The sequence below is a fragment of the Pseudomonas iridis genome (assembly GCF_017980685.1).
GTDB classification, from domain to species: Bacteria; Pseudomonadota; Gammaproteobacteria; order Pseudomonadales; family Pseudomonadaceae; genus Aquipseudomonas; species Aquipseudomonas iridis.
Genome location: NZ_JACXXO010000005.1, coordinates 109,948 through 133,644 on the forward strand (window position 1 = coordinate 109,948; position 23,697 = coordinate 133,644).

At 58.9% G+C, this 23,697-nt stretch carries 23 protein-coding genes; 15 read left to right on the forward strand and 8 right to left on the reverse strand.

Annotated elements, in window-relative coordinates; genetic code table 11:
- Positions 1-206 precede the first annotated feature (206 nt).
- Positions 207-1,394 (forward strand): MFS transporter, encoded by a 1,188-nt coding sequence (locus tag IEQ42_RS11190; protein WP_210703560.1) that lies wholly within the window; start codon positions 207-209, stop codon positions 1,392-1,394.
- A gap of 142 nt (positions 1,395-1,536) precedes the next feature.
- Here IEQ42_RS11190 and IEQ42_RS11195 read toward each other — a convergent pair whose 3' ends face one another.
- Together IEQ42_RS11195 and IEQ42_RS11200 are read right to left on the reverse strand one after the other, a co-directional pair.
- The gene (locus tag IEQ42_RS11195) at positions 1,537-2,574 is read right to left on the reverse strand and encodes an alpha/beta hydrolase family protein (RefSeq protein ID WP_210703695.1); all 1,038 of its coding nucleotides are present in this window, start codon (positions 2,572-2,574) and stop codon (positions 1,537-1,539) included.
- A 237-nt stretch (positions 2,575-2,811) separates the two neighbouring features.
- Positions 2,812-3,423, reverse strand: a complete 612-nt coding sequence (locus IEQ42_RS11200) for an FMN-dependent NADH-azoreductase (RefSeq protein WP_210703561.1) — start codon at positions 3,421-3,423, stop codon at positions 2,812-2,814.
- Between the two features lie 128 nt (positions 3,424-3,551).
- On the opposite strand from IEQ42_RS11200, the gene IEQ42_RS11205 reads away from it, so the two are divergent.
- On the forward strand, positions 3,552-4,460 hold the full coding sequence (locus IEQ42_RS11205) for a LysR substrate-binding domain-containing protein (protein WP_047301013.1): 909 nt from the start codon (positions 3,552-3,554) through the stop codon (positions 4,458-4,460).
- The gene (locus IEQ42_RS11210; protein WP_042559061.1) at positions 4,457-4,816 is read left to right on the forward strand and encodes an MmcQ/YjbR family DNA-binding protein; all 360 of its coding nucleotides are present in this window, start codon (positions 4,457-4,459) and stop codon (positions 4,814-4,816) included. Before IEQ42_RS11205 ends, IEQ42_RS11210 begins: the two co-directional genes overlap by 4 nt.
- Before the next feature lie 125 nt (positions 4,817-4,941).
- On the opposite strand, the gene IEQ42_RS11215 is transcribed toward IEQ42_RS11210, so the two are convergent.
- Positions 4,942-5,370: a DUF1294 domain-containing protein gene (locus IEQ42_RS11215; RefSeq protein WP_210703562.1), complete on the reverse strand. Its 429-nt coding sequence runs from the start codon at positions 5,368-5,370 to the stop codon at positions 4,942-4,944.
- Entirely contained in the window at positions 5,367-6,197 is an 831-nt protein-coding gene (locus tag IEQ42_RS11220) for an undecaprenyl-diphosphate phosphatase (RefSeq protein ID WP_042559059.1), read from the reverse strand. The genes IEQ42_RS11215 and IEQ42_RS11220 overlap by 4 nt, the downstream gene beginning before the upstream one ends.
- A 303-nt stretch (positions 6,198-6,500) precedes the next feature.
- Here IEQ42_RS11220 and IEQ42_RS11225 point away from each other — a divergent pair, with 303 nt between their 5' ends.
- The 9 genes from IEQ42_RS11225 (at position 6,501) to IEQ42_RS11265 (ending at position 14,881) form a co-directional block, all read left to right on the forward strand.
- Positions 6,501-8,135 (forward strand): methyl-accepting chemotaxis protein, encoded by a 1,635-nt coding sequence (locus IEQ42_RS11225; protein ID WP_210703563.1) that lies wholly within the window; start codon positions 6,501-6,503, stop codon positions 8,133-8,135.
- 341 nt (positions 8,136-8,476) lie between these two features.
- Positions 8,477-9,040, forward strand: a complete 564-nt coding sequence (gene pnuC, locus IEQ42_RS11230; protein WP_210703564.1) for a nicotinamide riboside transporter PnuC — start codon at positions 8,477-8,479, stop codon at positions 9,038-9,040.
- The gene (locus IEQ42_RS11235) at positions 9,037-9,561 is read left to right on the forward strand and encodes an AAA family ATPase (protein ID WP_210703696.1); all 525 of its coding nucleotides are present in this window, start codon (positions 9,037-9,039) and stop codon (positions 9,559-9,561) included. Before pnuC ends, IEQ42_RS11235 begins: the two co-directional genes overlap by 4 nt.
- Before the next feature lie 347 nt (positions 9,562-9,908).
- Complete coding sequence (locus tag IEQ42_RS11240) at positions 9,909-10,358, forward strand: hypothetical protein (RefSeq protein ID WP_200614358.1); 450 nt, start codon at positions 9,909-9,911, stop codon at positions 10,356-10,358.
- Between the two features lies 1 nt (position 10,359).
- Positions 10,360-10,932 (forward strand): adhesin, encoded by a 573-nt coding sequence (locus IEQ42_RS11245; protein WP_115148039.1) that lies wholly within the window; start codon positions 10,360-10,362, stop codon positions 10,930-10,932.
- A 72-nt stretch (positions 10,933-11,004) separates the two neighbouring features.
- The gene (locus tag IEQ42_RS11250; protein WP_210703565.1) at positions 11,005-11,997 is read left to right on the forward strand and encodes a heme utilization protein; all 993 of its coding nucleotides are present in this window, start codon (positions 11,005-11,007) and stop codon (positions 11,995-11,997) included.
- A 63-nt stretch (positions 11,998-12,060) separates the two neighbouring features.
- Positions 12,061-12,741: a C39 family peptidase gene (locus IEQ42_RS11255; protein WP_210703566.1), complete on the forward strand. Its 681-nt coding sequence runs from the start codon at positions 12,061-12,063 to the stop codon at positions 12,739-12,741.
- Positions 12,742-12,784: 43 nt separating this feature from the next.
- Positions 12,785-13,531 carry a hypothetical protein gene (locus tag IEQ42_RS11260; RefSeq protein ID WP_210703567.1) on the forward strand — a complete coding sequence of 249 codons (747 nt, stop codon included), beginning with the start codon at positions 12,785-12,787 and terminating at the stop codon, positions 13,529-13,531.
- Between the two features lie 45 nt (positions 13,532-13,576).
- Positions 13,577-14,881 (forward strand): hypothetical protein, encoded by a 1,305-nt coding sequence (locus IEQ42_RS11265; RefSeq protein ID WP_210703568.1) that lies wholly within the window; start codon positions 13,577-13,579, stop codon positions 14,879-14,881.
- 90 nt (positions 14,882-14,971) lie between these two features.
- Here IEQ42_RS11265 and IEQ42_RS11270 read toward each other — a convergent pair whose 3' ends face one another.
- Positions 14,972-16,297: a sigma-54 dependent transcriptional regulator gene (locus IEQ42_RS11270; RefSeq protein ID WP_210703569.1), complete on the reverse strand. Its 1,326-nt coding sequence runs from the start codon at positions 16,295-16,297 to the stop codon at positions 14,972-14,974.
- Between the two features lie 366 nt (positions 16,298-16,663).
- Between IEQ42_RS11270 and IEQ42_RS11275 the strand changes: the two genes are divergently transcribed.
- From IEQ42_RS11275 to nhaB, 3 genes are all read left to right on the forward strand, one after another.
- Complete coding sequence (locus IEQ42_RS11275) at positions 16,664-16,930, forward strand: hypothetical protein (protein WP_042559048.1); 267 nt, start codon at positions 16,664-16,666, stop codon at positions 16,928-16,930.
- A gap of 281 nt (positions 16,931-17,211) precedes the next feature.
- Positions 17,212-18,501 (forward strand): delta-60 repeat domain-containing protein, encoded by a 1,290-nt coding sequence (locus IEQ42_RS11280; RefSeq protein ID WP_210703570.1) that lies wholly within the window; start codon positions 17,212-17,214, stop codon positions 18,499-18,501.
- A 120-nt stretch (positions 18,502-18,621) separates the two neighbouring features.
- Positions 18,622-20,124 carry a sodium/proton antiporter NhaB gene (gene nhaB / locus IEQ42_RS11285; RefSeq protein WP_210703571.1) on the forward strand — a complete coding sequence of 501 codons (1,503 nt, stop codon included), beginning with the start codon at positions 18,622-18,624 and terminating at the stop codon, positions 20,122-20,124.
- Between the two features lie 123 nt (positions 20,125-20,247).
- Here nhaB and IEQ42_RS11290 read toward each other — a convergent pair whose 3' ends face one another.
- From IEQ42_RS11290 to gnd, 3 genes are read right to left on the reverse strand one after another with little or no spacing between them, the layout of a single operon-like run.
- Positions 20,248-21,057 carry an HAD family hydrolase gene (locus IEQ42_RS11290; RefSeq protein ID WP_210703572.1) on the reverse strand — a complete coding sequence of 270 codons (810 nt, stop codon included), beginning with the start codon at positions 21,055-21,057 and terminating at the stop codon, positions 20,248-20,250.
- Positions 21,054-22,577 carry a glucose-6-phosphate dehydrogenase gene (gene zwf / locus IEQ42_RS11295; RefSeq protein ID WP_210703573.1) on the reverse strand — a complete coding sequence of 508 codons (1,524 nt, stop codon included), beginning with the start codon at positions 22,575-22,577 and terminating at the stop codon, positions 21,054-21,056. The genes IEQ42_RS11290 and zwf overlap by 4 nt, the downstream gene beginning before the upstream one ends.
- Complete coding sequence (gnd, locus tag IEQ42_RS11300; protein ID WP_042559043.1) at positions 22,574-23,554, reverse strand: phosphogluconate dehydrogenase (NAD(+)-dependent, decarboxylating); 981 nt, start codon at positions 23,552-23,554, stop codon at positions 22,574-22,576. The genes zwf and gnd overlap by 4 nt, the downstream gene beginning before the upstream one ends.
- Positions 23,555-23,697 lie beyond the last annotated feature (143 nt).

Sequence of the window (23,697 nt, forward strand, 5' to 3'; positions counted from 1 at the left end):
GCTGCCAGCTGCAAGTTAAGAGCCCTGTCCATGTGACAGGGCTTTTTGCATTTCAGGGTCAGTCATTTTTTGGTGCAGACACCTTCGCGAGCAGGCTCGCTCCCACAGGGAAATGCATTTCCGGAAAAATAGTTAGCCAGCTTCCTTTTATTCCACACCCACGCCATGATGCGAACTCTCCCACCGCCGCCCGCGAACGAGTCCTCATGTCTGCGCAGCAACTGCCACCGCAACGCTCCATGGCGATCACCGTGCAGATCGTCTCTATCGTTTTCTATACCTTCATTGCCTTCCTCTGCATCGGGCTGCCGATTGCGGTGCTACCGGGCTATGTTCATGAACAACTGGGTTTCAGCGCGATCATTGCCGGACTGGTGATCGGCTCGCAGTACCTGGCCACCCTGCTGAGCCGACCGATGGCCGGGCGCATGTCTGACACCATCGGCACCAAACGGGCGATCGTGTATGGCTTGCTGGGGATTGTGCTCAGTGGCGCGTTGACGCTGTTGTCCACGCTGCTGCAAAGCTATCCGCTGCCGAGCCTGTTGATTCTGATTCTGGGGCGATTGTTGCTGGGCATTGCGCAGGGGCTGATCGGTGTCGGCACCATCAGTTGGTGCATGGGCCAGGTCGGGGTCGAGCACACCGCCAGGTCCATCGGCTGGAACGGTATCGCGTCCTATGGCGCCATTGCGATTGGCGCGCCGCTGGGCGTGGTGATGGTGGCCGAATACGGTTTCGCCAGCCTCGGTATTTCGCTGTCGGTATTGGCGGCGGGGGCGTTGCTGCTGATTCGTAACAAACCTTCGGTACCGGTGATACGCGGTGAACGTCTGCCGTTTTGGGCCGTGTTCGGGCGGATTGCACCGTTCGGCGCGAGCCTCACGCTGGCCTCAATCGGCTACGGCACACTCACCACATTTATCACCCTCTATTACCTCAACCGCGGATGGAGCGGCGCGGCGTATTGCCTGACGGTGTTCGGGGTGTGCTTCATCGTGTCGCGACTGATGTTTATTTCGGCAATCAGTCGATTCGGCGGTTTCACCTCGGCCATCGTCTGCATTGCCGTTGAAACCGTGGGGCTGGTGATGCTCTGGCTCGCGCCGTCCACCGCGTTTGCATTGATCGACGCCGGACTGGCGGGGTTTGGCCTGTCGCTTGTGTATCCGGCACTGGGTGTCGAGGCGATCAAGCAGGTACCGGGTTCCAGTCGCGGTGCCGGGTTGAGTGCCTACGCGGTGTTCTTTGATCTGGCATTGGCCGTTGCCGGGCCGTTGATGGGGGCGGTGGCGTTGAATCTGGGGTATTCGTGGATTTTCTTCAGTGCGGCGCTGTTGTCGGTGACGGGGCTGGGGTTGACCCTGATGCTCAAGCGCCGGGCAATTTCCTGAAAACTCACACAGTCCTTGTGGGAGCGAGCCTGCTCGCGAAGACGGATTTACATTCGACATTTCGCATTGACTGATAGACCGCTTTCGCGAGCAGGCTCGCTCCCACAGGGTTTTCTGGTGACTTCAGGATAAACACCTGACGCTATTGATCTGCAGTCTGCATCCCCGCCCGTGTAGGCCGGCCCAGGGCATGGGCGAAGAATCGGCCGGCTTCGGAAATCAGGGTGCGATGGATGTCCTTGCGATCAACCCCGTCGGCATCCGTACACAACGCTGGCATGGCAGTGATCTGCTCTTCGTTGCACGGCGCCATGAATACAAAATGCCCTGCCCCGGCCAGCAATTTGAAGTCCGGTGCACTCGGCAGTTTGCGCGCCAGTGCGGCAGCGTTTTTATCGAAAGCGACCAGTTTGTCGCCATCGCCGCTGTACAGCAGTACGGGCACATGCACGTCAGCCAGCGTATGTCGGCCGAATTTCAGGCTGAGCGGCGCCATCAGCAACAAGGCGTGCACGCGCGGGTCGGCCACCGGCTGCAAATCATCACGGTCAACAATGAGCTCGCCTTGGGTGTTGCAGGCGTCGCGGTCGTCCGGGCGTTCCTGGCAATAGCGGCGCAGGCGATCCAGATCCGGTTGCGCCCCCGAGAGAATCAACGCTGTCTCGCCCCCGGCCGAATAGCCGATCACGCCAACCTGTTCAGCATTGACGAACGGCGCCAGCATGGGGTCGCCAAGGGTCGCAGTAATCGCTTCGGAAATCTGGATCGGCCGCCCGTAAAGATTGCTCAGGGTGCCGAGTCGGCTGTGATCCCTGGAGTTGTCGCCGGGGTGAATCACCGCCACCACGACGAACCCCTTGCGCGCCAGTGCCGTGGCAAGATCGTGCAGGGCCAGCGGCGTGCCGGTGTTGCCATGAGACAGCATCAGCATCGGGAATCGGCCCATGGCGACTTTGGTGTCTTCGCCAGCTTCGACCGAATACCCCTCGAGCCGGCTCAGGTGTTCGCGGTCGCTGGAGGGATAGAACGCGATGGCGCGCATCGGTTGCAAGTCGAGCGGATCGAGGAGCGTCATCTCGTGGTAACCAACGCTCCAGACAGGATGGCGCCCCGGCGCCGCCTGCACCGTAATCAGGCTGCCGAGCAGACAAATCAGTAACGTTGCACAAAGACGTATCACCGGACGCCCCACCCTGTTGTGACTCAATCGAAAGATCCGTTGCAGTGTGAGCCCAGAAAACCGTGGATTCGTTGCGCAGGTCACGACATTGCACTCAGACGCTCATCGCTTGACTGCATACCCCGGGCCAGATTATGTAACAGTCAGAAACAAAAAACTCCGTATTTGGCCCTTGCGGAACCAGAATACAGAGTTTTTCGGGTGCTACTTGAACATCAACTGTTTTTTACGCAAGCCTTACGCGGCGGCGAACAGTTGCTCGCTTATCTTCGCTTGCGCGGCGGTCATGGCGTTGTTGCGCACTTCGTCACCGTACGCCAAACCTTCGGCACGGACGATTTCGATGTCGGTGACGCCAAGGAAACCCAATACCAGCTTCAGATATTCTTCGTGGGCGATACCGCTGGCCTGACCGGCGTGAATGCCGCCAGAGGTGGAAACGATCACTACTTTCTTGCCGCCGCACAGGCCTTCAGGGCCGGCTTCGGTGTAGCGGAAGGTTTGACCGGCAACGGCAACACGGTCGATCCACGCCTTGAGCTGGGTCGGTACGGTGAAGTTGTACATCGGTGCAGCGATCACTACAGCGTCAGCAGCGATGAACTCGGCCAGCGTCGAAGCACTCAGGTCGGCTTCATGTTGCTGTGCAGCGTTGCGCAGTTCAGCGGTGGTGCCGGCGGCAACCAGCGTGGTCGACGAGAAATGGCTGATGGCGTCAGCGGCCAGGTCGCGGTAAGTCACCACAGCGCTTGGCTCGGCGGCTTGCCAGGCTTTGACGACCTCGCCGCTCAACAGACGGGAAGCCGAGTTTTCACCCAGAATGCTCGAATCGATATGCAGCAGTTTCATGTGGAATCCCCTGGAATGAATCGCCGGTGGCGACGGAATGGAGACAATCCTACGCAACAAACCAATAGCTGATTAGCCGCCAGCAATGCGATAGTTCGTCCCACTGATAGAACAGCTGGATATCAACCATGCAAGATCTCAACGATCTCTACTATTTCGCCAAAGTCGTCGAGGCTGGCGGTTTTGCGGCGGCCGGCCGTTTGCTGGGGATTCCCAAGTCACGACTGTCGCGGCGTATCGCCGAACTGGAAGAGCGCCTCGGTGCGCGTTTACTGCAGCGCACCACGCGCCAACTCAACCTCACTGCGGTCGGCGAGCGTTATTTGCGTCACTGTCAGGCGATGCTGCTTGAAGCGGAAATGGCCGACGAAGCCGTCGCCAGCATGTCCAGCGAACCGCGGGGACGTTTGCGGGTGTCCTGCCCCACCGGCCTGGCGCATGAAATGCTGCCGTGGGTGATCAGCGACTTCCTCGGCAAATTCCCTCAGGTGCAACTTGAAGTGGTGCTCCTCAATCGTCGGGTCGATCTGGTCGCCGAAGGGTTTGATGTTGCCCTGCGCGTGCGCGAGCTGGGCGATGAAGACCCGCTACTGGTCACGCGCCGTCTGCGTCAGGCGCAAATGGTGGTCGTGGCCAGCCCGACATTCATGCAAGGCCAGTCGATCAGCCACCCGCAAGACCTGAAGAACCTGCCGGTGCTAGGGGCGCTTGAGGCCGATCGGCTGGTGCATGTGCGTTTGCTCGATCAACAGGGCACCAGTTTCGAGCTGAGCATGGAAGCACGGCTGGGCATCGACGATTTTGTCGTGCGCAAGGCTTGTGTGCTGGCCGGCCAGGGCTTCACGTTACTGCCCATGATGTATTGCGAAGCCGAGCTGGAAAGCGGCGCGCTGGTGCAGTTGCTGCCAGAATGGTCGCTGCCCGGCGGCTGGCTGCAAGCGGTGTACCCGCATCGGCGCGGGGTCATGCCGGCGGTGCGTGCGTGGATTGATCACCTGGTCGAGTCGTTCAATGCCTGTGGGGAGCGGTTGTTATGAGCAAGGGAAAAATGAGCGAAGCGGACGTCGCCGCGTTTTGTCTGGCATTGCCCGGCGCGCGCGAGGACTACAAGTGGGGTGGCGTGCGCGTATTTTCGATTGCCGGCAACAAGATGTTTGCCTTGCAGGGGCTGCGTGGGGATTCGCTGGCGTTCAAGGTCGACAAGGATCTGTTTTTAGGCCATTGCGACCGCCCCGGGATTCATCCGGCTCCTTATCTGGCAAGGGCACAGTGGATCATCATGCATCCGCCCTACCCGCTGGGCACCGAGGAATTGCAGGGGTTGCTGCAACGGTCGCATCAGTTGGTGGTGAGCAAGTTGCCGAAGAAAACCCGGATCGGATTGCTGCTATAACACCTCACTATGGCTGCATTGTTGCTTGACACTTCACCCCTGTAGGAGCTGCCGAAGGCTGCGATCTTTTGATCTTGCTGTTTAAAAGATCGCAGCCTTCGGCAGCTCCTACACGGGGATCTTTGTCAAAACAGGGAAAACAGGTTCGAGCCAAGGAACAACTGGTCGATCCAGAACACCTGATGCAACACGACAATCACCCAGAACAGCACCTGAAACGACACCTTGCGCGTCTTGTGCCGGAACACCTGTTGGGCAATCAACGCACCCGGCCAGCCGCCAGCCAGCTCCACCGCATGGAGAATGTTTTCCGGCGTGCGCCACGCATCGTTGCGAGCCTTGCGCTTGTCCGCCCAGTACATGAAAAACGCCAACACGCTGACGATGCCATACGCCGCCAGCGGCACCAGAGAAATGCCGCTCAGCCACATCGACAGCGAGCCTGCCAACGGCAACGCACAGACGATCAACAGGACGACCAGCTTCAGTTTCAGGTTCTGAATACCGCCACCGGACGGCCGACCCTCTGGGCGGCGCGCGCGCGAATCATTCATGCCTTGGCCGCCGACCAGTCCACCCAGCCGAACTGCCACGTCGCCAGAATCACCAGCCCGAATACAATCCGATACCAGGCGAATGCCGCATAGCTATGGCTGCCGATGAACTTGAGCAGACCGCGCACGGCGATCATCGCGAAGATAAACGCGGTGACGAAACCAATGGCAAACACCGGGAAATCCGCCGGCACAAACAGATCGCGATACTTGTAGCCCGAGTACACCGCGGCACCGACCATGGTCGGCATGGCGAGGAAGAACGAGAACTCGGTGGCGGTTTTGCGCGACAGGCCGAACAGCAGGCCGCCAATGATCGTCGAGCCGGAGCGCGAAGTGCCGGGAATCATTGCCAGGCATTGGGCGAAGCCGATTTTAAGGGCGTCGCTCCAGCGAATCTCATCGACCGTTTCGGCATGCACTTCATGCTGACGCTTTTCGGCCCACAACATGATTACCCCGCCCACCACCAACGCCGCCGCAACAGTGATCGGGTTGAACAGGTATTCGTGGATCAGGTCGGCAAAAATCACCCCCAACACCACGGCAGGCAAGAACGCGATCAGCAGGTTAGCCGTAAAGCGTCGCGCACTTGGCTGGGTCGGCAAGCCGATGACGACGTCGATAATCTTGCGGCGGAATTCCCAGACCACGGCGAGAATCGCGCCCAGCTGAATAATGATGTTGAACGCCATGGCCCGTTCGCCGCCGAAGTTGAGCAAGTCGGCAACAATGATCTGGTGTCCGGTACTGGAAATGGGCAAAAACTCCGTCAGCCCTTCTACAACTCCTAGTATCAATGCCTGCAAGGCGGTCCAAAGATCCATCAATCCCCCAAAGAGCGATGCACGCCGGCATGCCCCGATAGTATTTTTTACGTTCACTGCGATCAGCGTAGCTGGTTGCTGCTGGACCGATTCCGCGCGCGCAGGATCCCTACAAACGGGTCAAAATTCCGTGAAATATCAACTTCGATTCAGGTTTTCACGCACGGGGCCGAAATCCTAACAGACAAGCCTTAATAGCGCTGCCGCGTTATACGACTTGGGTCGCGTATGCCCGCTCACGAAATTGTGACTGGATGCTGGCGGTCATCAATTACAAGAAAAAGAATCGGGAGTGACAGCGTTATGAACAGCTTGCGCAGTGTGTCGATCAGCCGACGCTTGTGGCTCATCTTGATTGTGGCGGTGGTCATGTTGCTGACCTTGGGCGTGTTGATGCTCAAGCAGATCCACGACGACCTGTATCACGCCAAAGCCCAGAAAACCCAGCACGTGGTTCAGACCGCCAGCGGCCTGCTGACCTATTACCATGACCTGGAAACCGCCGGCACGCTGACTAAAGAAGCCGCGCAGAAACAGGCCGTCACTGCCATCCGTGGCCTGCGGTACGATCAGAGCGATTATTTCTGGATCAACGACCTGACCCCTGTGATGGTCATGCACCCGACCAATCCCAAGCTCGAAGGCCAGAATCTTTCGGCCATCCGCGATCCGGACGGCTTTGCGGTGTTCAACGAGATGGTCGCGATTGCCCGGTCCAAAGGCGCCGGCATGGTCGACTACCGCTGGCCCAAACCCGGCGCGAGTGAGCCGGTGGCGAAAACCTCTTACGTGAAACTGTTCGAGCCGTGGGGCTGGGTGCTTGGTTCCGGGGTTTACGTTGACGACGTGCAGGCCGAATTCCAGGCCCAGGTGATCAAGGCCACCGTTATCGGTCTGGCGATTGCCGTGATCATGGCTCTGCTGGTGATCCTGATCGCGCGCAGCATCGTGCGCCCCTTGCAGGAAACCGTGAACGCCATGGCCAACATTGCCAGCGGCGAAAGTGACCTGACCCGCAGCCTCGATACCCACGGCAAGGACGAAGTGACCGAACTGGCTCACCACTTCAATGCGTTTACCGCCAAATTGCGCCGGGTGATCGGTGAGTTGCAGGTGTCGGCCAGCGCGCTCGGTCAATCGTCCAGCGAACTGGGCAACGATGCCTCGCAAGCCCAGCAACGTAGCCAGCAACAATCGCAACAAATGGAGTTGGTGGCCACCGCGATCAACGAGGTGACTTACGGCGTGCAGGACGTGGCGAAAAACGCCGAGCATGCGGCCACTGAAATGCGTGATGCCGAGGCTCAGGCGCAACAGGGCCAGATCAATATCGACGGCAGCCTGCAACAGATCGACAAGCTCTCGGGCACCATTGACCAAGCGGTCGAGGTGATTCGCACCTTGGCCACCGAAAGTACCCAGATCGGCAGCGTGCTGGAGGTGATTCGCTCGATTGCCGAGCAAACCAACCTGCTCGCCCTCAACGCAGCGATCGAAGCGGCACGGGCCGGCGAACAGGGTCGTGGATTCGCCGTGGTGGCGGATGAAGTGCGCTTGCTGGCGCAGCGTACGCAGAAGTCGACAGCGGAAATCCAGTCGATGATCGAACGCCTGCAAAATCACTCCGAGGCGGCGGTGAAGGTCATCGGTGACAGCAGCAAGGCGTCGCAACTGACCATTGAACAGGCCGGGCTGGCGGGTGCGAGCCTGAATGCCATCGGCCAGGCGTTGCGCAACCTCAGTGGCCTGAACGCGTCGATTGCCAGCGCCACGCTGCAACAGGCGCATGTGGTCGAGGACATCAACCAGAACGTTACCCAGGCGGCGGGGCTTTCTCACAGCACGGCCATGGCGGCAGAACAGTCAAGTGCGGCGAGCGTAAGACTTGGCCAGTTGAGCGAACAACTCAACGGCCTGCTGCGTCAGTTCCGCGTTTAGTACATAACCTGTGGGGCGCGCTTGCTCGCGATAGCGGCTTGTCGGTTGGGAGCTGTCGCCTGCCCCACCGCTGTCGCTGGCAAGCCAGCTCCCACAGGTTTCTGTGTCAGCACAACAGAAATCCCTGTGTGAGCTGGCAGGCTTTGGCGGAGTGCCACAAAGCTTGAGCACAACATAAATCCATGTGGGAGCTGGCTTGCCAGCGATGGGGGCGCAACATTCAGCATCAGTGTGAGTGGGCCGACACACTCGCCAGCAAGCTCGCTCCCACCGGGTCCTTCAGTGTTCTGGCGAATACAGTACAATCCGCCACCTCTTTCAACTCCCCTCAAGGAACCCACATGTCCGGGCTTGAACTGTTTGCCGCCGCTCTCGGTGTCATCGCCGTGTGGCTGACGGTCAAACAGAATCCGTGGTGCTGGCCGATCGGGCTGGTCATGGTGCTGCTCTATAGCTGGATCTTCTTTGAAGTGAAGCTGTATTCGGACATGTTGCTGCAAGTGATCTACGCCGCCCTGCAAGTTTATGGCTGGTGGCAATGGACGCGCGCCGGGACGATGCATGACGGGCGTCAGGTCACGCGCCTGGATGCGCGCTCGATAGTTCTTGGCCTGGGTGTCGGCGCTGTCGGCAGTGTTTTGCTGGGTGCGGCCATGGCGCACTGGACTGACGCGGCGCAACCGTGGCTGGACGCGGCGCTCACCGGTTTCAGCCTGGTTGCGCAGTTGTGGATGGCGCAGAAACGCCTGCAATGCTGGGCGCTGTGGTTCGTGCTCGACGTGATTTTTGTCGGCCTGTTCCTTTATAAGGGGCTTTACCTCACCGCCGGCCTGTACGCGCTGTTCACCGTGATTGCCATTCAGGGCTTTCGTGAATGGCGCGCCGACCCGGCACTGCGCACATGAAGGTCGTAGTGCTGACCGGCCCGGAATCCACCGGCAAGAGCTGGCTGGCGGCAGGCCTTGAGCAACAGTTTGGGGGTTTGCGGGTGGACGAGTACGTGCGCTGGTTTATCGAGCAGAATCCGCGTGACACCTGCCTGGCCGACATCCCAGAGATCGCCCGCGGACAACTGCAATGGGAAGATCAGGCACGGGCGCAACAACCGGCGCTGCTGATTCTCGACACCCACTTGTTGAGCAATATTCTCTGGAGCCAGACCCTGTTTGGCGCGTGCCCGGACTGGCTGGAAGGCGAGTTGCTGGCGCGCCATTACGACTTGCACCTGCTCCTTTCGCCGGAGCGGATTGACTGGACCGATGACGGTCAGCGCTGCCAACCGGATCTGGATCAGCGCCTGGCTTTCTTTCAGGCAACGCACAATTGGCTGCAACAGCATCGGCAACCGTGCCAGATCATTCAGGGCGACTGGGCCGAGCGACAGGTCCAGGCCTTTGCTGCCGTTGCCCGCCTGTTGGCCGACTGACGGGGCACCAGCCCCACTGTTTCACCCTGTTTTGGGGGAAGACTGTCCATTCCTGAAACACTCGCCCGCGTGCAGAGTGGCCGTTTCAACGCTATTCATCGCTTTGTCATGGCACTTGTTACGCCACTGATACACATCCCCGCAAACCCTTGTTCCAGAGCTTTGCTCAGCCAATAGACAGACTGGCGAGACTGCGTGTGTTTCAACGCTGAAACACACTGTGCATCGGCGCTGCGCGTTTTACTGATAACTCACTGGAAAACAACAACAATTCAAAAGCGGCACAGCTTTCGCTATCTCCTTCACAACGCTGACAAGGGCAGCCCACTGAAGAAGGAATTGCAGCCGTGGGGAATATCCAAAAGAGCATGACCTGCCTTCTGCTGATCGGATCAGCGGCTAGCGCATTTATCAGTTTCAACGTTCAGGCCGAAGGCAATGGCGTGATCGTCCTGAATCGCGATGTTCAGCCTATCCCTATCGGTCGCAATGGCGGCAAAGACCCCTACCCGACGACCGTCAACGCCAACCCCTCCGCTCGAATCAATCAGACCCTGAGCAGCACTGAACTCAGTGACGGTGACTTCGCCGGGGTCGCCAGTGGTTCTTCGATACGCGGCAACATGAACACGCCTGCCTCGAACCTGCCGGGGATGAACACGCTGACCAACACCAACGGCTTGCCGGGCATGAGAACTGGCACCGGCGGCGGTGCCGGCGGCTCGATCTCCAATACCGTCAACCGTGCCATGAGCACTGGCATGGCCCCCCTGACCCGCATGGCCGGAGGCCAATGAGATGAATCGCACTCTCCTTCTCCTCGCCGTGCTCGGTTGCACCAGCGCCATGGCAGACCCGAACTCAGTCAACAGCGCAAACATTCAGGATTCAGGCATGCAATACCGCGGCAATTTTAACGTCAACCAGGCCGCCGGTGACCAGATGCAACAAGCCAATACCAAGGCGATCGCCATTGGTACCGAATCTCAAGCCACCACCCGCGTCATTCAGAGGATCGACACACCTGCCGATCGCTCAATGAATGCCAGCGCCAACATCGGCGGCAACTCTTTCAGTAATGGCAACGGAATTCTGGGTGTCAACCAGGGCGCCGGGGCCAACAACCAGATGGCCAATGTGACGCGCGTCAGCATCAGTGCTGCCCCGCAGAGCATTGACGATAGCGCCCTTTCGCAACAGAACGTGGCGTTGTTACCGAGCTCAGGAGCAACTGGTACCTCAATCGGCAGTCGCCAGGTCACGACAAGTGATCAGGCCTTCACCGGCAGCCGCGGGGTAATCCAGGTGAACCAGAGTGCCGGGGTGGGGAACCGTATGGCTAACACCCTGAGCATCCGGGTCGCAGACTGACCCAAATAAAAAGCAGTGCAATTAGAAAAGTACCAACACTTAACCAACTAATAAGCACGATGGAGAAACACCATGAAACCTACAATGGCTCTCAAACCACTGGTTTTCGCACTTGCAGCAGTGATGGCAATCGCAGCACAGGCAGGCGGTCGTGATGACGATCGTGGTAATGGGCACGGCAACGGGCATGGTAATAACCAGCCTAAAGGCCCAACCCTGGAACAACTGCTGCAAATCACCGCAGGCGCCGGTGCCGCTGTGCTTGACGTGCAAGACAGCGACGGCAACGTGGTGAAAAACCAGGGCACTCTGAACAACGCTAATGCCAGTGATTCGCTCAACGGTTCAAACGGCAACATGGGCGCCAACGTTGCAGCCGGCGACGGCAACCAGCAGGACAACGCTGCCGCGCTGGCCACCGCTGACGAAAGCTTCATCTTCGGCAACGCTGTTGCTGCCTCGAGTGCCACTCAAGTCAACAACAACAACTATGTGAAAAACTCGTCCACCTTCAACAACGCCAATCTCAACAACGCAGGCAACAATGGTTCCGGCAACATCGGTATCAACGTCACTGCCGGCAACTTCAACCAGCAGAAAAACAACCTGGCGATCGCCGTATCCGGTGGCCGCGTAGCTCAGGCTGCTGCTTCTGCCAACCAGTCTTCCACTGGCCTGGTTGTAGATAACAAAGGCGTGCAGGCCTACAAAACCGACACCCTCACCGGCACCTATGCCGCTGCCGGCGTGTTCAAGGCAAAAGGCACTGCAACCATCGAAGACGATAATGATCACGGCGGTTGGGGCAATCGTGGCGGCGGCCACGGCGGCAACGATGATCAGAAAGCCAAGTTCGAAGCCGTGGGTACCTTTGGCCTCGCTGGCGTAACCACTCAGCAAGTCATGACCAAAGACGGCTGGAAAGCGCCAGTGGTCAACAATGCCAACATGACCAACTCGATGAACAACTTCTCCGGCAACGGCGGAGCCAACGTCTCGGCGGGTGTGGGCAACCAACAAAGCAACTCGCTGTCCATCGCCGCAGGTTGCAGAGCCTGCCTGTAATCGCGATCGAAACGAAAGCCCCGGAAACGGGGCTTTTCCTCAGTCCGCAAAGGCGTATCGATCATGCGTAAAACGGCCCTTTTCGCTTTGCTTTGCCTGTGTGGCCTGACTCAGGCTGCGCAGATGCCTGTGGCTGCCCTGCCGGGCGGCGTACTGGTCTACAAGGATGTGCAAAGCATTCGTGAGCGCAAGTTTGCCGACATCGTCGAACAGAAAACCGATTTCAGCTGCGGCGCTGCCGCACTGGCCACGGTGTTACGCCAGGCTTATTGGCTCGACGTCGATGAAGAGCACATCATCAAAGGCATGCTGGTCAATGCAGACCATGACCTTGTTCGTACTCAAGGTTTCTCCATGCTCGACATGAAGCGCTACGTGGAAAGCATCGGCATGCGTGCCAGAGGCTACCGGATACCGCCCGAGAAGCTCGAAGCGGTGACGATTCCGGTGGTGGTACTGATAGATATTCGCGGCTACAAGCATTTCGTTGTGTTGCAGCGTGCAGACAAGGAGTGGGTGTACATCGGAGACCCTGTCCTGGGACATAAGCGCTACAAACACGATGACTTTGTCAAAGGTTGGAACGGCATTGTCTTCGCCATCGTCGGCCCCGGCTACGACAAGGCCAACGCCTTGCGCAGTCCACCGGTACCGTTGACGGCCAAGAACCAGCTGGATGGCTTCAACCCTGTCAAAGATGCTGAATTGATGGATTTCGGGTTCATACAGAGCGACTTCTTTTAATCGCCGATTATAGAAATGGGACTGGATGTCCCGGGAGCAGCAAATGAAAACCTCATACTGGCTGGCCGCCGCCTGCCTGGCGGCGAGTGCTTCAGGCTATGCCAATGCAGGATTCACACCTATCGAAATCAAGGACCATGAGCTCGCCGAGCTGCGTGGTCGTTATGTCATGCCGGGGCGAATTATCAGCTTCGGCATTGTCATGAGCAGTACCTGGCGCAACGCCAGCGGTGACTTGATCGGGGCCGCGACCTCAATGCAGATTCAGGCCGCGACGGTAAAACCGGAATTCTACGTCTCGACCATCAAAGAGACCGGCAACGGCAGCGTCCCTGTGCTGGGTACGGGCACCGTTATCGGTGGCGCGGGACTCAACAGCAGTCAGGGCGTGACGCAAAGCGTACGCGCCGCCGGCGACAGCAATACCGCCAACAACAATGTTGCAATCAACGTCAGAGAGGCCAGCCAGGCGCCAGCACTGGTTCCTTCTCAAGGCCAGGCGCTGGTCGCCGGACAAACCATCAGTGGCAGCAACGCTGCGGGCAGTGTCGCGGTTTCGGCCACTGGCGGCGGCGTTCAAATGGCCATTCAAGCCAGCGGTAATCAGGGGACTGCCCTGCAACAAGTCGCCCAGGGCGGTTTGCTGCAGAACACTCGATTGCTGGGCAGCGCCAACGTGGTCAACAACCTGACTCAACTCAACGTCGTACTCAACAATAACGGCAGAAGCGCCGGTGCACTGGACTGCAACCTGACCCAACTCGGTGCCCTACGCAGTATTGGATATTGAACTACGCTGAGTCTCGATCATTGGGCTTAAAGGGACGGCTTATTCATGTATCGATCAGTATCACTGCGCGCAGCGGTGTGTTTGAGCACTCTTATCCCTGCCGCGATGCTGCAAGCGGCTCCTAACGCGGATGTAGAGGCCCTGAAACAGGAACTTCTGGAGCTGAAGCAACGATACGAAGTACAACAAAAAGCCCTGGCGGTACTCGAGCAACGGGTTCGCCAGGTAGAAGATCAACCCTCTGCCCCACCACCAAAACGGCTGGCGAAATCGCCGTCGGACATGAAAGGCAATCGCGTCGCCACCGGCACCGGTGCCGCCGCAGCATCAGGAGGAGCCGCCGGGGGCAGCGGCGCCTCTTACGGGCAATCGCTGGCTGACGATTCACAACCGGCGCAAAGCGTATCCAACCTCTATGACGAGGCCAGCGGCTTTTTTGGCGGTGGCAAATTCAGCGTTGAAACCGGCATCACTTATTCGCGCTATGACACTCGCCAGCTGATTCTCAACGGCTTTCTGGCACTGGACTCGATCTTTCTCGGCAACATCAACCTTGACCGGATCAAGGCCGATACCTGGACGTTCGACCTGACAGGCCGCTACAACTTCGACAATCGCTGGCAGTTCGATTTGAACGTGCCCGTGGTGTACCGCGAGTCGACGTATCAGTCGGGCGGCGGCAACGAGGGTGCGGCCGGCGTCACCACCGAGGAAACCGTCACCAAGGATCCAACCATCGGCGACGTCAACTTCGGTATTGCGTACAAGTTCCTCGACGAGTCGGTCAACACGCCGGATGCGGTCGTCACCTTGCGGGTCAAGGCGCCAACCGGCAAGGATCCGTTCGGGATCAAACTGCGCCAGACCGACGCCAACTCCAACCTGTTCGTACCTGACACCCTGCCGACCGGTAACGGCGTCTGGTCGATCACACCGGGCATCTCGCTGGTCAAGACGTTTGACCCGGCCGTGCTGTTCGGCAGCCTGTCCTATACGCACAACCTCGAGGAGTCGTTCGACGATATCAGCTCCACCGTCAACCAGAAAAACCCGGGCAAGGTGAAGATTGGCGACAGCTTCCAGATCGGCGCGGGTATTGCCTTCGCACTGAACGAGAAGATGAGTATGTCGTTCTCGGTATCCGACCTGGTGCAGCGCAAGAGCAAACTGAAGCAGGATGGCGGGGATTGGGAATCGGTGGTGTCCAGCGACGCCAACGCCGGTTATTTCAACGTCGGCATGACCATTGCGGCCACCGACAACCTGACCATCGTGCCCAACTTGTCCATCGGCATTACCGAGGATGCGCCGGACTTTTCCTTCAGCCTGAAATTCCCGTACTACTTCTAAAGCAACAGCAAAGATCGCAGCCTGCGGCAGCTCCTACATAGATCTAATGTAGGAGCTGCCGCAGGCTGCGATCTTTTGCTTTTGAGCGATCTAACGAATCTGATGCTTGTGCAGCAGCCGATAAAACGTCGGCCGGGAAACGCCGAGCACTTTGGCCGCAACGCTGAGGTTATCGCTGTGCCGGTTCAAGACGTCGCACAGGGCCTGGCGTTCGGCGCGGGTCTTGTAGTCTTCCAGGGTGCCCATGGGCGTGGCAATCGAATGCTGGCTGATCAGCCCCAGATCCCGCGCTTCGATCTGCCGGCCTTCGGCCAAAACCAGGCCGCGACGCACGCGGTTGGCCAATTCACGCACATTGCCCGGCCAGTCGTGCTTGCCCATGGCAATCAACGCATCTTCGCTGAAGCTGCGCGGACGGCGGCCAGTTTCGTGGCTGTAGAAATGCGAGAAGTGGTTGGCCAGCATCGACAGATCCCCATGCCGTTCGCGCAACGGCGCGGTGACGACTTGCAGCACGTTGAGCCGGTAATACAGGTCTTCCCGAAAGCGCTTCTTCTCGATTGCCGCCTCAAGGTCGACGTGGGTCGCCGCCAGCACGCGTACATCCACCGCAATAGGCTGACTGCCACCCACTCGTTCAATGTGCTTCTCCTGCAGAAACCGCAGCAGATTGGCTTGTAATTCCAGCGGCAGATCACCAATTTCATCCAGAAACAACGTACCGCCGTTGGCCGCTTCAATGCGCCCGACCTTGCGTTGATGAGCGCCGGTAAACGCACCTTTTTCGTGGCCAAACAGCTCAGACTGAATCAAATGCTCGGGAATCGCCCCACAATTGATCGCCACAAATGGCTTGCTGTGGCGTTGGGATTGGCGATGCAGCGTGCGCGCAACCAGCTCCTTGCCGGTGCCGCTTTCGCCACGGATCAACACCGGCGATTCAGTGGGCGCCAGTTTGCTCAGCAACTTGCGCAGTTCGCGGATCGGTTTGCTGTCGCCGAGCAGTTCATGTTCTGGCTGATCGACGTGGATCGTGCCCTGCCCGCGCAGCCGCGCCATGCCGAAGGCTCGGCCGAGGGTGACCTGCACCCGTGACACGTCGAACGGCAAGGTATGAAAATCGAAAAACCATTCGCAAACGAAGTCGCCAACGTTCTGCAATCGCAGAACTTCCTGATTGAGCACGGCGATCCACTCGGTGCCGCTGCGGCTGATCAGCTCTTTAACGGCTTCGGGTCGCTCCAGATGAAAAGGCTGCAAACGCAAGAGCCCGACATCACAGCTGCGGTCGGCAGCGTTTTCCAGGGTACAACTGTCGACATCCCACCCTACCGCGCGTAAACCCGGTAACAGGCGATGGCAGTCGTCGCACGGATCGACCACCAATAAACGTCGTAACGCAGGCGCTTCGCTCATGACTGTTCCTTGGCGCCAAATTTTAGGAAAAGGTTGAAAAAACAGTCATTTGGCAGACCTGGCTGTAACACTAGCAAGATTTTGACAGCGCCTTGTATCGTTTGCTTATAGGTGTACAACCAAACTCGTTATAAGAACGTTAGTTGTTAGCGAGCTATCGACTTATGTCTGTTTTTGACTCGCCGTGAACAAGCTTCGCCAAGCTTTCAAAACTGACTTAAAACCGGGTATATGAAAGAAAGTCGAAATTTCTTTGCCAAGAGTGTGACCTGCTCCCCGGTTGCGTGCATCAGTACAAGTAACCAGCCGAACGGTCAGCCCAACCGACGGCAAATCACTGATTGGGCACTATAGAGAGAAGACCCCATGACCGCCCCGCTCCGTATCAACGAAGCACTTTTGATTGCCAACCACGCCTTCAAACCTTTCCAGTGCGTGGCCTGGGCACCGCAAGACGGCAATGGCGAACTGAGCCTGACCGTTATCGACCGCACCAATTCCCACATCGGTCGCAAACAGATTCCCAGCAGTGCCTACTCCGATCCAGCACAACTTGAGCAACTGCTGCAGCAGGCGCGTGCGGAACTGAGCGAAGAAGGTTACGCGCTGCAATCCTGGTCGATGCCACACTGATAACCGGGTGATGCGGATGACTTGCTGGTCATCCGCCCTCCTCTTGTTAGTTGCTGTTTCTGATTAGTCCTCGATACTTTTGTACAACTTTCGGCAATGCGCTCCAGCGTAATTGCTTGGCACGCTTGCAATTGGTTCAAAAAGACACTGTTCTGGCACAGTGCGACCCTCCACCTGTTAGTTCTTACAGTTGTACTTCCCTCAGTTCAGGTTTTGAATGTTCCGCTCATGCAGTTACCAGCCGGTTTTCGGTGTTGGTCAACTCGCAAGGAGATGCGTGCATGTCCACACTGAACGCCTTTGCGCTCCCAGCGTTATTGAATGACGCGGGACAACTTGACCAGACCTTTGCCCACGGCGGCGTTGCTCAGGTGTATTTCGCCGGCAGTTTGTCCAGCCTGACCGAGGATGTCGCGCTCGATGCGCAGGGGCGGATTCTGGTGGCGGCGAAAGTCGGCGTTGCCGAAGGCAGCCGTTTCGGCCTCGCGCGGTTGCTCGCAGATGGTTCTGCGGATTTGTCCTTTGGCAATCAGGGCAGCGTGATTGACACGTTTACCCATGGTTTCGAAGCGATGGCCGGCAAAGTCCAGGCGCTTGCCGATGGGCGCATCCTGCTGGCCGGTTTGCACTATGAAAACAGCCATCGCACTTTGCCCGCCCTGGCCTTGTTCGATGCGCAAGGCAATCCGGATCAAACGTTCGGCGACAATGGCCGGCAAGTCGTGCGTCTGCCGGGCGACTTGTCCATGGGCACCCGCGATACCTGGCTCCCTCCCGGTGTACCCGGCGCCGAAGCCTGCGACTTCGCGGTTCAGGACGACGGGCATATTCTGCTGATCGCCAACCATCATTTCGAACTCGCCGATCACGCCGGCATGCTGATTCGTCTCAAACCCGATGGTTGCCTGGATGAGACTTTCAACGGTCGCGGCTTCGTGATGATCCGCCATTTGCTGCTCAATACCTGGCTCAGCAGTCTGTTGTTGCAGGCCGACGGGCGGATCGTGGTCGGCGGATCGATCGACTTTCCGCAGCAAGGTCTGTTGGCGCGGTACCTGCCCGAGGGTTGTCTTGATGAAAGCTTCGCGGTGGATGGTTTCATGGCGTTTACCGCCCAAGGCAAAAGTGCACTGGTCAGTCAGATCATTGAGTCCACCGAATCGCTGCACTGTTTCGGCAGCAGTCGCGACCCGATCCGCTGCCTGGCGCTCACCCTGCACCCCAATGGTCGCCCGGATTCGCACATCAACAATGGCCAGCCGCAACTGCTCGAAATCGGACCCAGCGGCTGCCAGTGGAGCGCCGCGCAGCGCATGGCAGACGGTCGGATGATTGCGGTGGGAGCAACCCTTGGCGGTGTCGAGGCAGACTTCATCGTCGCTCGTTATCGCACCGATGGCGGCCTCGACCCAAGCTTCGGTCATGGCCGCGGCTGGCTACGCACACGCCTTGGCCGCAGCCTCGACACGGCCAACTCACTGGCCGTGCAAACAGACGGTTCAATCTTGGTCGGCGGCTATTCGCTGGATGGCAACTACCGGGCGATGGTTGCGCGGTATCTTAATCAATGAATTTCCCCTGACACGATTACGCCCCTTTAGGCGCTGCCGGGGCGTGTTTCAGGCAGTTAGAACTTGAACTCGGCTGAAACATCCGGCAACTTGCGCGCTTCTGAATACAAGGAGCAACCGATGTCCGGTTCAATCGCCCAGGCGCTCGCGCACAACTTTCTCGGGCACTCGCCTCGTTGGTACAAGGCGACCATCGTCGGCTTCCTGATCCTCAATGCACTCGTGCTGTTCACCGTCGGCCCAGTCGCGGCGAGCTGGCTGTTGGTGATCGAGTTCATTTTCACCCTGGCCATGGCCCTCAAGTGCTATCCGCTGATGCCCGGTGGTTTGCTGTTGATCGAAGCCCTGCTGCTGAAGATGACCACGCCGCAGGCGCTCTACGATGAGCTGGTGCACAACTTCCCGGTGATTCTGCTGTTGATGTTCATGGTCGCCGGCATCTACTTCATGAAAGACCTGCTGCTATATCTGTTTTCGCGACTGCTGTTGGGCGTGCGCTCCAAAGCGATACTGTCGCTGATGTTCTGCTTTTTGTCGGCGTTTCTCTCGGCGTTCCTCGATGCCCTGACCGTAACCGCAGTGATCATCAGTGCAGCCGTAGGCTTTTACTCGGTCTACCATCGGGTGGCTTCGGGCAAGGATCCGCGCAAAGACAGCGAATTCGGCAACGACCAACACCTGCCGACCCTGCACTATGACGACCTGGAACAATTTCGCTCGTTTCTGCGCAGCCTGTTGATGCACGGCGCGGTCGGTACAGCGCTTGGCGGCGTCTGTACGCTGGTGGGCGAGCCGCAGAACCTGCTGATCGGCCATGAAATGGGCTGGCATTTTGCGGAGTTCTTCCTGAAAGTCGCGCCGGTGTCCCTGCCGGTATTGGCTGCGGGCCTGGTGACCTGCGTGTTGCTGGAGAAACTGCGCTGGTTCGGTTACGGCACCCTGCTGCCGGACAACGTGCGCGCCGTACTGGCCAACTACGCCGCCGAAGACAACGCCGAACGTACCGCGCGTCAACGCGCTGCGCTACTGGTGCAAGGCGCCGCCGCGCTGATCCTGATTGGCTGCCTGGCCTTTCACGTGGCAGAGGTCGGCCTGATCGGTTTGATGGTGATTGTACTGATCACCACATTTACCGGGATCACCGACGAGCATCGTCTGGGCAGTGCCTTCAAGGACGCCATGCCGTTCACTGCATTGCTGGTGGTGTTTTTTGCCGTGGTGGCAGTGATTCACGATCAACACCTGTTTGTGCCGCTGATTACGTGGGTACTGACGCTGCCGGTAGATCAACAACCGGGCATGTTGTTTATGGCCAACGGCCTGTTGTCGGCCATCAGCGACAACGTGTTTGTCGCAACCATCTACATCACCGAAGTGAAGCAGGCATTCCTCGCCGGCCAAATGAGCCGCGAGCATTTCGAGACGCTGGCGATTGCGATCAACACCGGCACCAACCTGCCAAGTGTGGCGACGCCAAATGGTCAGGCCGCGTTTCTGTTCCTGCTGACGTCGGCGATTGCGCCGCTGGTGCGCTTGTCTTACGGGCGGATGGTATGGATGGCGGTGCCTTACACCGTGGTGATGGGCCTGCTGGGCTGGTATGCCGTCAGTTACTGGCTCTGATCAACACCGAATAAACCTGTGGGAGCGAGCCTGCTCGCGAAGAGGGAGAGTCGGACAACGGATTCGTTGATTGACACACCGTTTTCGCGAGCAGGCTCGCTCCCACATCGGGATCCGGTTGAGTCAGCGAGCAAGGATGTATTTCTCGATCGCCTGGGCCACGCCGTCCTCGGTGTTCGGCGCCGTCACCACGTCAGCCTGACGCTGCACCGCCTCTTCCGCCTGGCCCATGGCAATCGACAACCCCGCGCAATGAAACATCGCCGGATCATTGCCGCCATCGCCAATTGCCGCTGTCTGCGCAAGAGACACACCCAGATGCGCAGCCAGTGTCGCCAGTGCCGTGCCCTTGTTCGCCTCCATCGCCGTGACGTCGAGGTACACCGGTTGTGAACGCGAGACTTGCGCCATACCGTTGACCTTGGGCAACAGACGCGCTTCCAGCTCGATCAGAAACTCGGTGTTGTTACTGGTCGCAACGATCTTGTCGATGCGCTCCAGATACGGCTCAAAACTCTCCACCACCACCGGCGGATAACCGAGGCCATGCTGCTCGCGCGGCACCATCGGCCCGTTCGGGTCTTTGAGCAGCCAGTCACCGCCGCTGAACACCCAGACTTCAACATCAGGTTGATCGGCGAACGTCGCCAGTGCAATCAGTGCGGTCGTCGCCGGCAGGTAATGCGCCACCAGCAGACTGCCGTCCGGATTGACGATGGTGCCGCCATTGAACGCCGCCGTCGGCAGGTCGACGCCCAAGGCTTCGATCTGCTGCAGCATGGCTTTGGGTGGACGCCCCGTGGCGAGGCTGAACAGCACGCCCGCCTCGCGCAACGACCGGACAGCGTCGATGGTGCGCTGGCTCAGACTGTGATCGGGCAACAACAGCGTGCCGTCCATATCGCTCAGCAAAAAACGGACAGGCTCGCTCATCCCAGACCATGCCAGACGCGGCCATCGCGAGTCAGTAGATCTTCGGCAGCCTGCGGGCCATCTTCACCGGCGGCATAGCTTTGCACTCTCGCATCCTGCTGCCAGGCGTCGAGGAACGGCTGCACGGCGCGCCAGCCATTCTCGATGTTGTCGGCGCGCTGGAACAGCGTCTGATCGCCAGTCAGGCAGTCGTAGATGAGTGTTTCGTAGCCGGTCGACGGCTGCATCTCGAAGAAATCCTTGTAAGCGAATCCCAACTCGATGTTGGCCATGTTCAACGCCGGACCGGGACGTTTGGCCAGCAGATCGAACCACATGCCTTCGTTCGGCTGGATCTGGATGCGCAGGTAGGTCGGCTGTAACTCGTCCACTTCGGTGTCGCGAAACTGCGCATAAGGCGCCGGTTTGAAGCAGATAACGATTTCGGTGTCGCGCACGCTCATGCGCTTGCCGGTGCGCAGGTAGAACGGCACGCCGACCCAGCGCCAATTGTCGATCATCACCTTGAGCGCGACGTAGGTTTCGGTGCTGCTGTCGGGTGCAACGTTGGCCTCTTCGCGATAACCGGCCAGTGGTTTACCGCCCACTTCGCCGGCGCTGTACTGCCCGCGTACCGAGTTGGCCCGCGCTTCTTCCACGGTCCATGGGCGAATGGCGCCGACCACCTTGGCCTTCTCGCCCCGCACCGCATCGGCGCCGAACGCCGCCGGAGGTTCCATGGCCACCATCGCCAGCAACTGGAACAGGTGATTAGGCACCATGTCACGCAGCGCGCCGGTGTGTTCGTAAAAACTGCCACGGGTTTCAACGCCAACGGTTTCCGCGGCGGTGATCTGTACGTGGTCGATGTAGTGATTGTTCCAGAATGCTTCGAACAGGCTGTTGGAGAACCGGCTGACCAGAATGTTCTGCACGGTTTCCTTGCCCAGGTAATGGTCGATCCGATAGATCTGCTTCTCGGACATCACCTTGAGCAAACAGGCATTCAGTGCTTCGGCAGTTTGCAGATCGGAGCCGAACGGCTTCTCGATCACCACCCTTCTGAACGCATCGGGGGTTTCCTCGAGCAAACCGGCGCTGCCGAGACGGCGCACCACTTCGCTGAAGAAACGTGGCGCGGTGGCCAGATAAAACACCGCATTGCCGGTGCCGCTGTCGGCGATTTTCGCCGCCAGCGCGGAATAAGTGCTGTCGTCCAGGAAGTCGCCCTGGACGTAGCTGATACCTTTGGCGAGCTTGGCCCACAAGGCCGGATCAAGCATCTGATCGCCCTTGCCGACCTTCGCCGCCACTTCGGTGCGAATGAAGTCTTCGAGTTTTTGCGCGAAGGCTTCATCGGTAATGGCGTTGTGATCAACGCCGACGATCCGCAGACCCTCATCAAGCAGGCCGTCGCGACTCAGGTTGTACAGCGCGGGCATGAGCAAGCGCTTGACCAGGTCACCGTGGGCACCGAACAGGAACAGCGTGGTCGGTGGTGCGGGTTCTGCCTTGGATTTTCTGCGGATCGTATGGGTCATTTTTTCGCAGTCTCTACGTGGCCGCCGAAGCCGAAGCGCTGGGCCGAAAGAATCTTGTCGCCAAAAGTGCCCTGACCGCGTGAGCGGTAGCGCGAGAACAGCGAGTTCGACAGCACCGGTACCGGCACCGCTTGTTCCATGGCGGCTTCGATGGTCCATTGACCTTCGCCACTGTCTGCCACCGAGCCGGAGAAACCGTCGAGTTTCGGGTCGCTGGCCAAGGCGTCGGCAGTCAGGTCGAGCAACCAGGACGACACCACGCTGCCACGACGCCAGACTTCAGCGATGTCAGCCACGTTGAGATCAAAACGCTGATCTTCCGGCAGACGCTCGCTGGATTTGGTCTTGAGGATGTCGAAACCTTCGGCGAAGGCCGCCATCATTCCGTACTCGATGCCGTTGTGAATCATCTTCACAAAATGCCCGGCACCGGCGGGACCGGCGTGGATGTAACCGTGCTCGGCACGCGGGTCATCGGACTTGCGGTCCTTGGTGCGCGGAATATCGCCCATGCCCGGCGCCAATGCGGCAAACAGCGGGTCGAGACGTTTTACGGTCTCGGCATCGCCGCCGATCATCATGCAGTAACCGCGCTCCAGGCCCCAGACGCCACCGGAGGTGCCGACGTCGATGTAGTGCAGGCCCTTCTCGGCCAGGGTTCTGGCGCGGCGGATGTCATCCTTATAGTTGGTGTTGCCACCGTCGATAATGGTGTCGCCAGCTTCCAGCAGGTTGCTCAGCGTTTCGATGGTGTCTTCGGTCGGCGCGCCGGCCGGCAGCATGACCCACACGGCCCGTGGTTTGGCCAGGCCTGCAACCAGTGCCGGCAAATCGGCAACGCCCGTGGAGCCCTCGGCGACCAGGTTATCGATGAAAGCGGTATTGCGGTCGAAAACAACGGTGGTGTGACCGTTGAGCATCAGACGCCGCGCAATGTTGCCGCCCATACGGCCCAGTCCAATAATCCCGAGTTGCATGTGCTGATGCTCCTTACTACAAATAATGTGTGTCAAAAGGTATAGCCCAACGCGACTAATGGAGGTTAGTCCAGAGCACCGGGATGAAGTTTCCGGGCATTGTGCCCGATCCAGACTGATAACGCCCTCAAACCTGTCGAAGA

Coding starts and splice junctions, on each gene's coding strand:
- IEQ42_RS11190 (WP_210703560.1), top strand. CDS start 207: ATGTCTGCGCAGCAACTGCCACCGCAACGCTCCATGGCGATCACCGTG.
- IEQ42_RS11200 (WP_210703561.1), bottom strand. CDS start 3,423: ATGAAACTGCTGCATATCGATTCGAGCATTCTGGGTGAAAACTCGGCT.
- IEQ42_RS11205 (WP_047301013.1), top strand. CDS start 3,552: ATGCAAGATCTCAACGATCTCTACTATTTCGCCAAAGTCGTCGAGGCT.
- IEQ42_RS11210 (WP_042559061.1), top strand. CDS start 4,457: ATGAGCAAGGGAAAAATGAGCGAAGCGGACGTCGCCGCGTTTTGTCTG.
- IEQ42_RS11215 (WP_210703562.1), bottom strand. CDS start 5,370: ATGAATGATTCGCGCGCGCGCCGCCCAGAGGGTCGGCCGTCCGGTGGC.
- IEQ42_RS11220 (WP_042559059.1), bottom strand. CDS start 6,197: ATGGATCTTTGGACCGCCTTGCAGGCATTGATACTAGGAGTTGTAGAA.
- IEQ42_RS11225 (WP_210703563.1), top strand. CDS start 6,501: ATGAACAGCTTGCGCAGTGTGTCGATCAGCCGACGCTTGTGGCTCATC.
- pnuC (WP_210703564.1), top strand. CDS start 8,477: ATGTCCGGGCTTGAACTGTTTGCCGCCGCTCTCGGTGTCATCGCCGTG.
- IEQ42_RS11235 (WP_210703696.1), top strand. CDS start 9,037: ATGAAGGTCGTAGTGCTGACCGGCCCGGAATCCACCGGCAAGAGCTGG.
- IEQ42_RS11245 (WP_115148039.1), top strand. CDS start 10,360: ATGAATCGCACTCTCCTTCTCCTCGCCGTGCTCGGTTGCACCAGCGCC.
- IEQ42_RS11250 (WP_210703565.1), top strand. CDS start 11,005: ATGAAACCTACAATGGCTCTCAAACCACTGGTTTTCGCACTTGCAGCA.
- IEQ42_RS11255 (WP_210703566.1), top strand. CDS start 12,061: ATGCGTAAAACGGCCCTTTTCGCTTTGCTTTGCCTGTGTGGCCTGACT.
- IEQ42_RS11260 (WP_210703567.1), top strand. CDS start 12,785: ATGAAAACCTCATACTGGCTGGCCGCCGCCTGCCTGGCGGCGAGTGCT.
- IEQ42_RS11265 (WP_210703568.1), top strand. CDS start 13,577: ATGTATCGATCAGTATCACTGCGCGCAGCGGTGTGTTTGAGCACTCTT.
- IEQ42_RS11270 (WP_210703569.1), bottom strand. CDS start 16,297: ATGAGCGAAGCGCCTGCGTTACGACGTTTATTGGTGGTCGATCCGTGC.
- IEQ42_RS11275 (WP_042559048.1), top strand. CDS start 16,664: ATGACCGCCCCGCTCCGTATCAACGAAGCACTTTTGATTGCCAACCAC.
- IEQ42_RS11280 (WP_210703570.1), top strand. CDS start 17,212: ATGTCCACACTGAACGCCTTTGCGCTCCCAGCGTTATTGAATGACGCG.
- nhaB (WP_210703571.1), top strand. CDS start 18,622: ATGTCCGGTTCAATCGCCCAGGCGCTCGCGCACAACTTTCTCGGGCAC.
- IEQ42_RS11290 (WP_210703572.1), bottom strand. CDS start 21,057: ATGAGCGAGCCTGTCCGTTTTTTGCTGAGCGATATGGACGGCACGCTG.
- zwf (WP_210703573.1), bottom strand. CDS start 22,577: ATGACCCATACGATCCGCAGAAAATCCAAGGCAGAACCCGCACCACCG.
- gnd (WP_042559043.1), bottom strand. CDS start 23,554: ATGCAACTCGGGATTATTGGACTGGGCCGTATGGGCGGCAACATTGCG.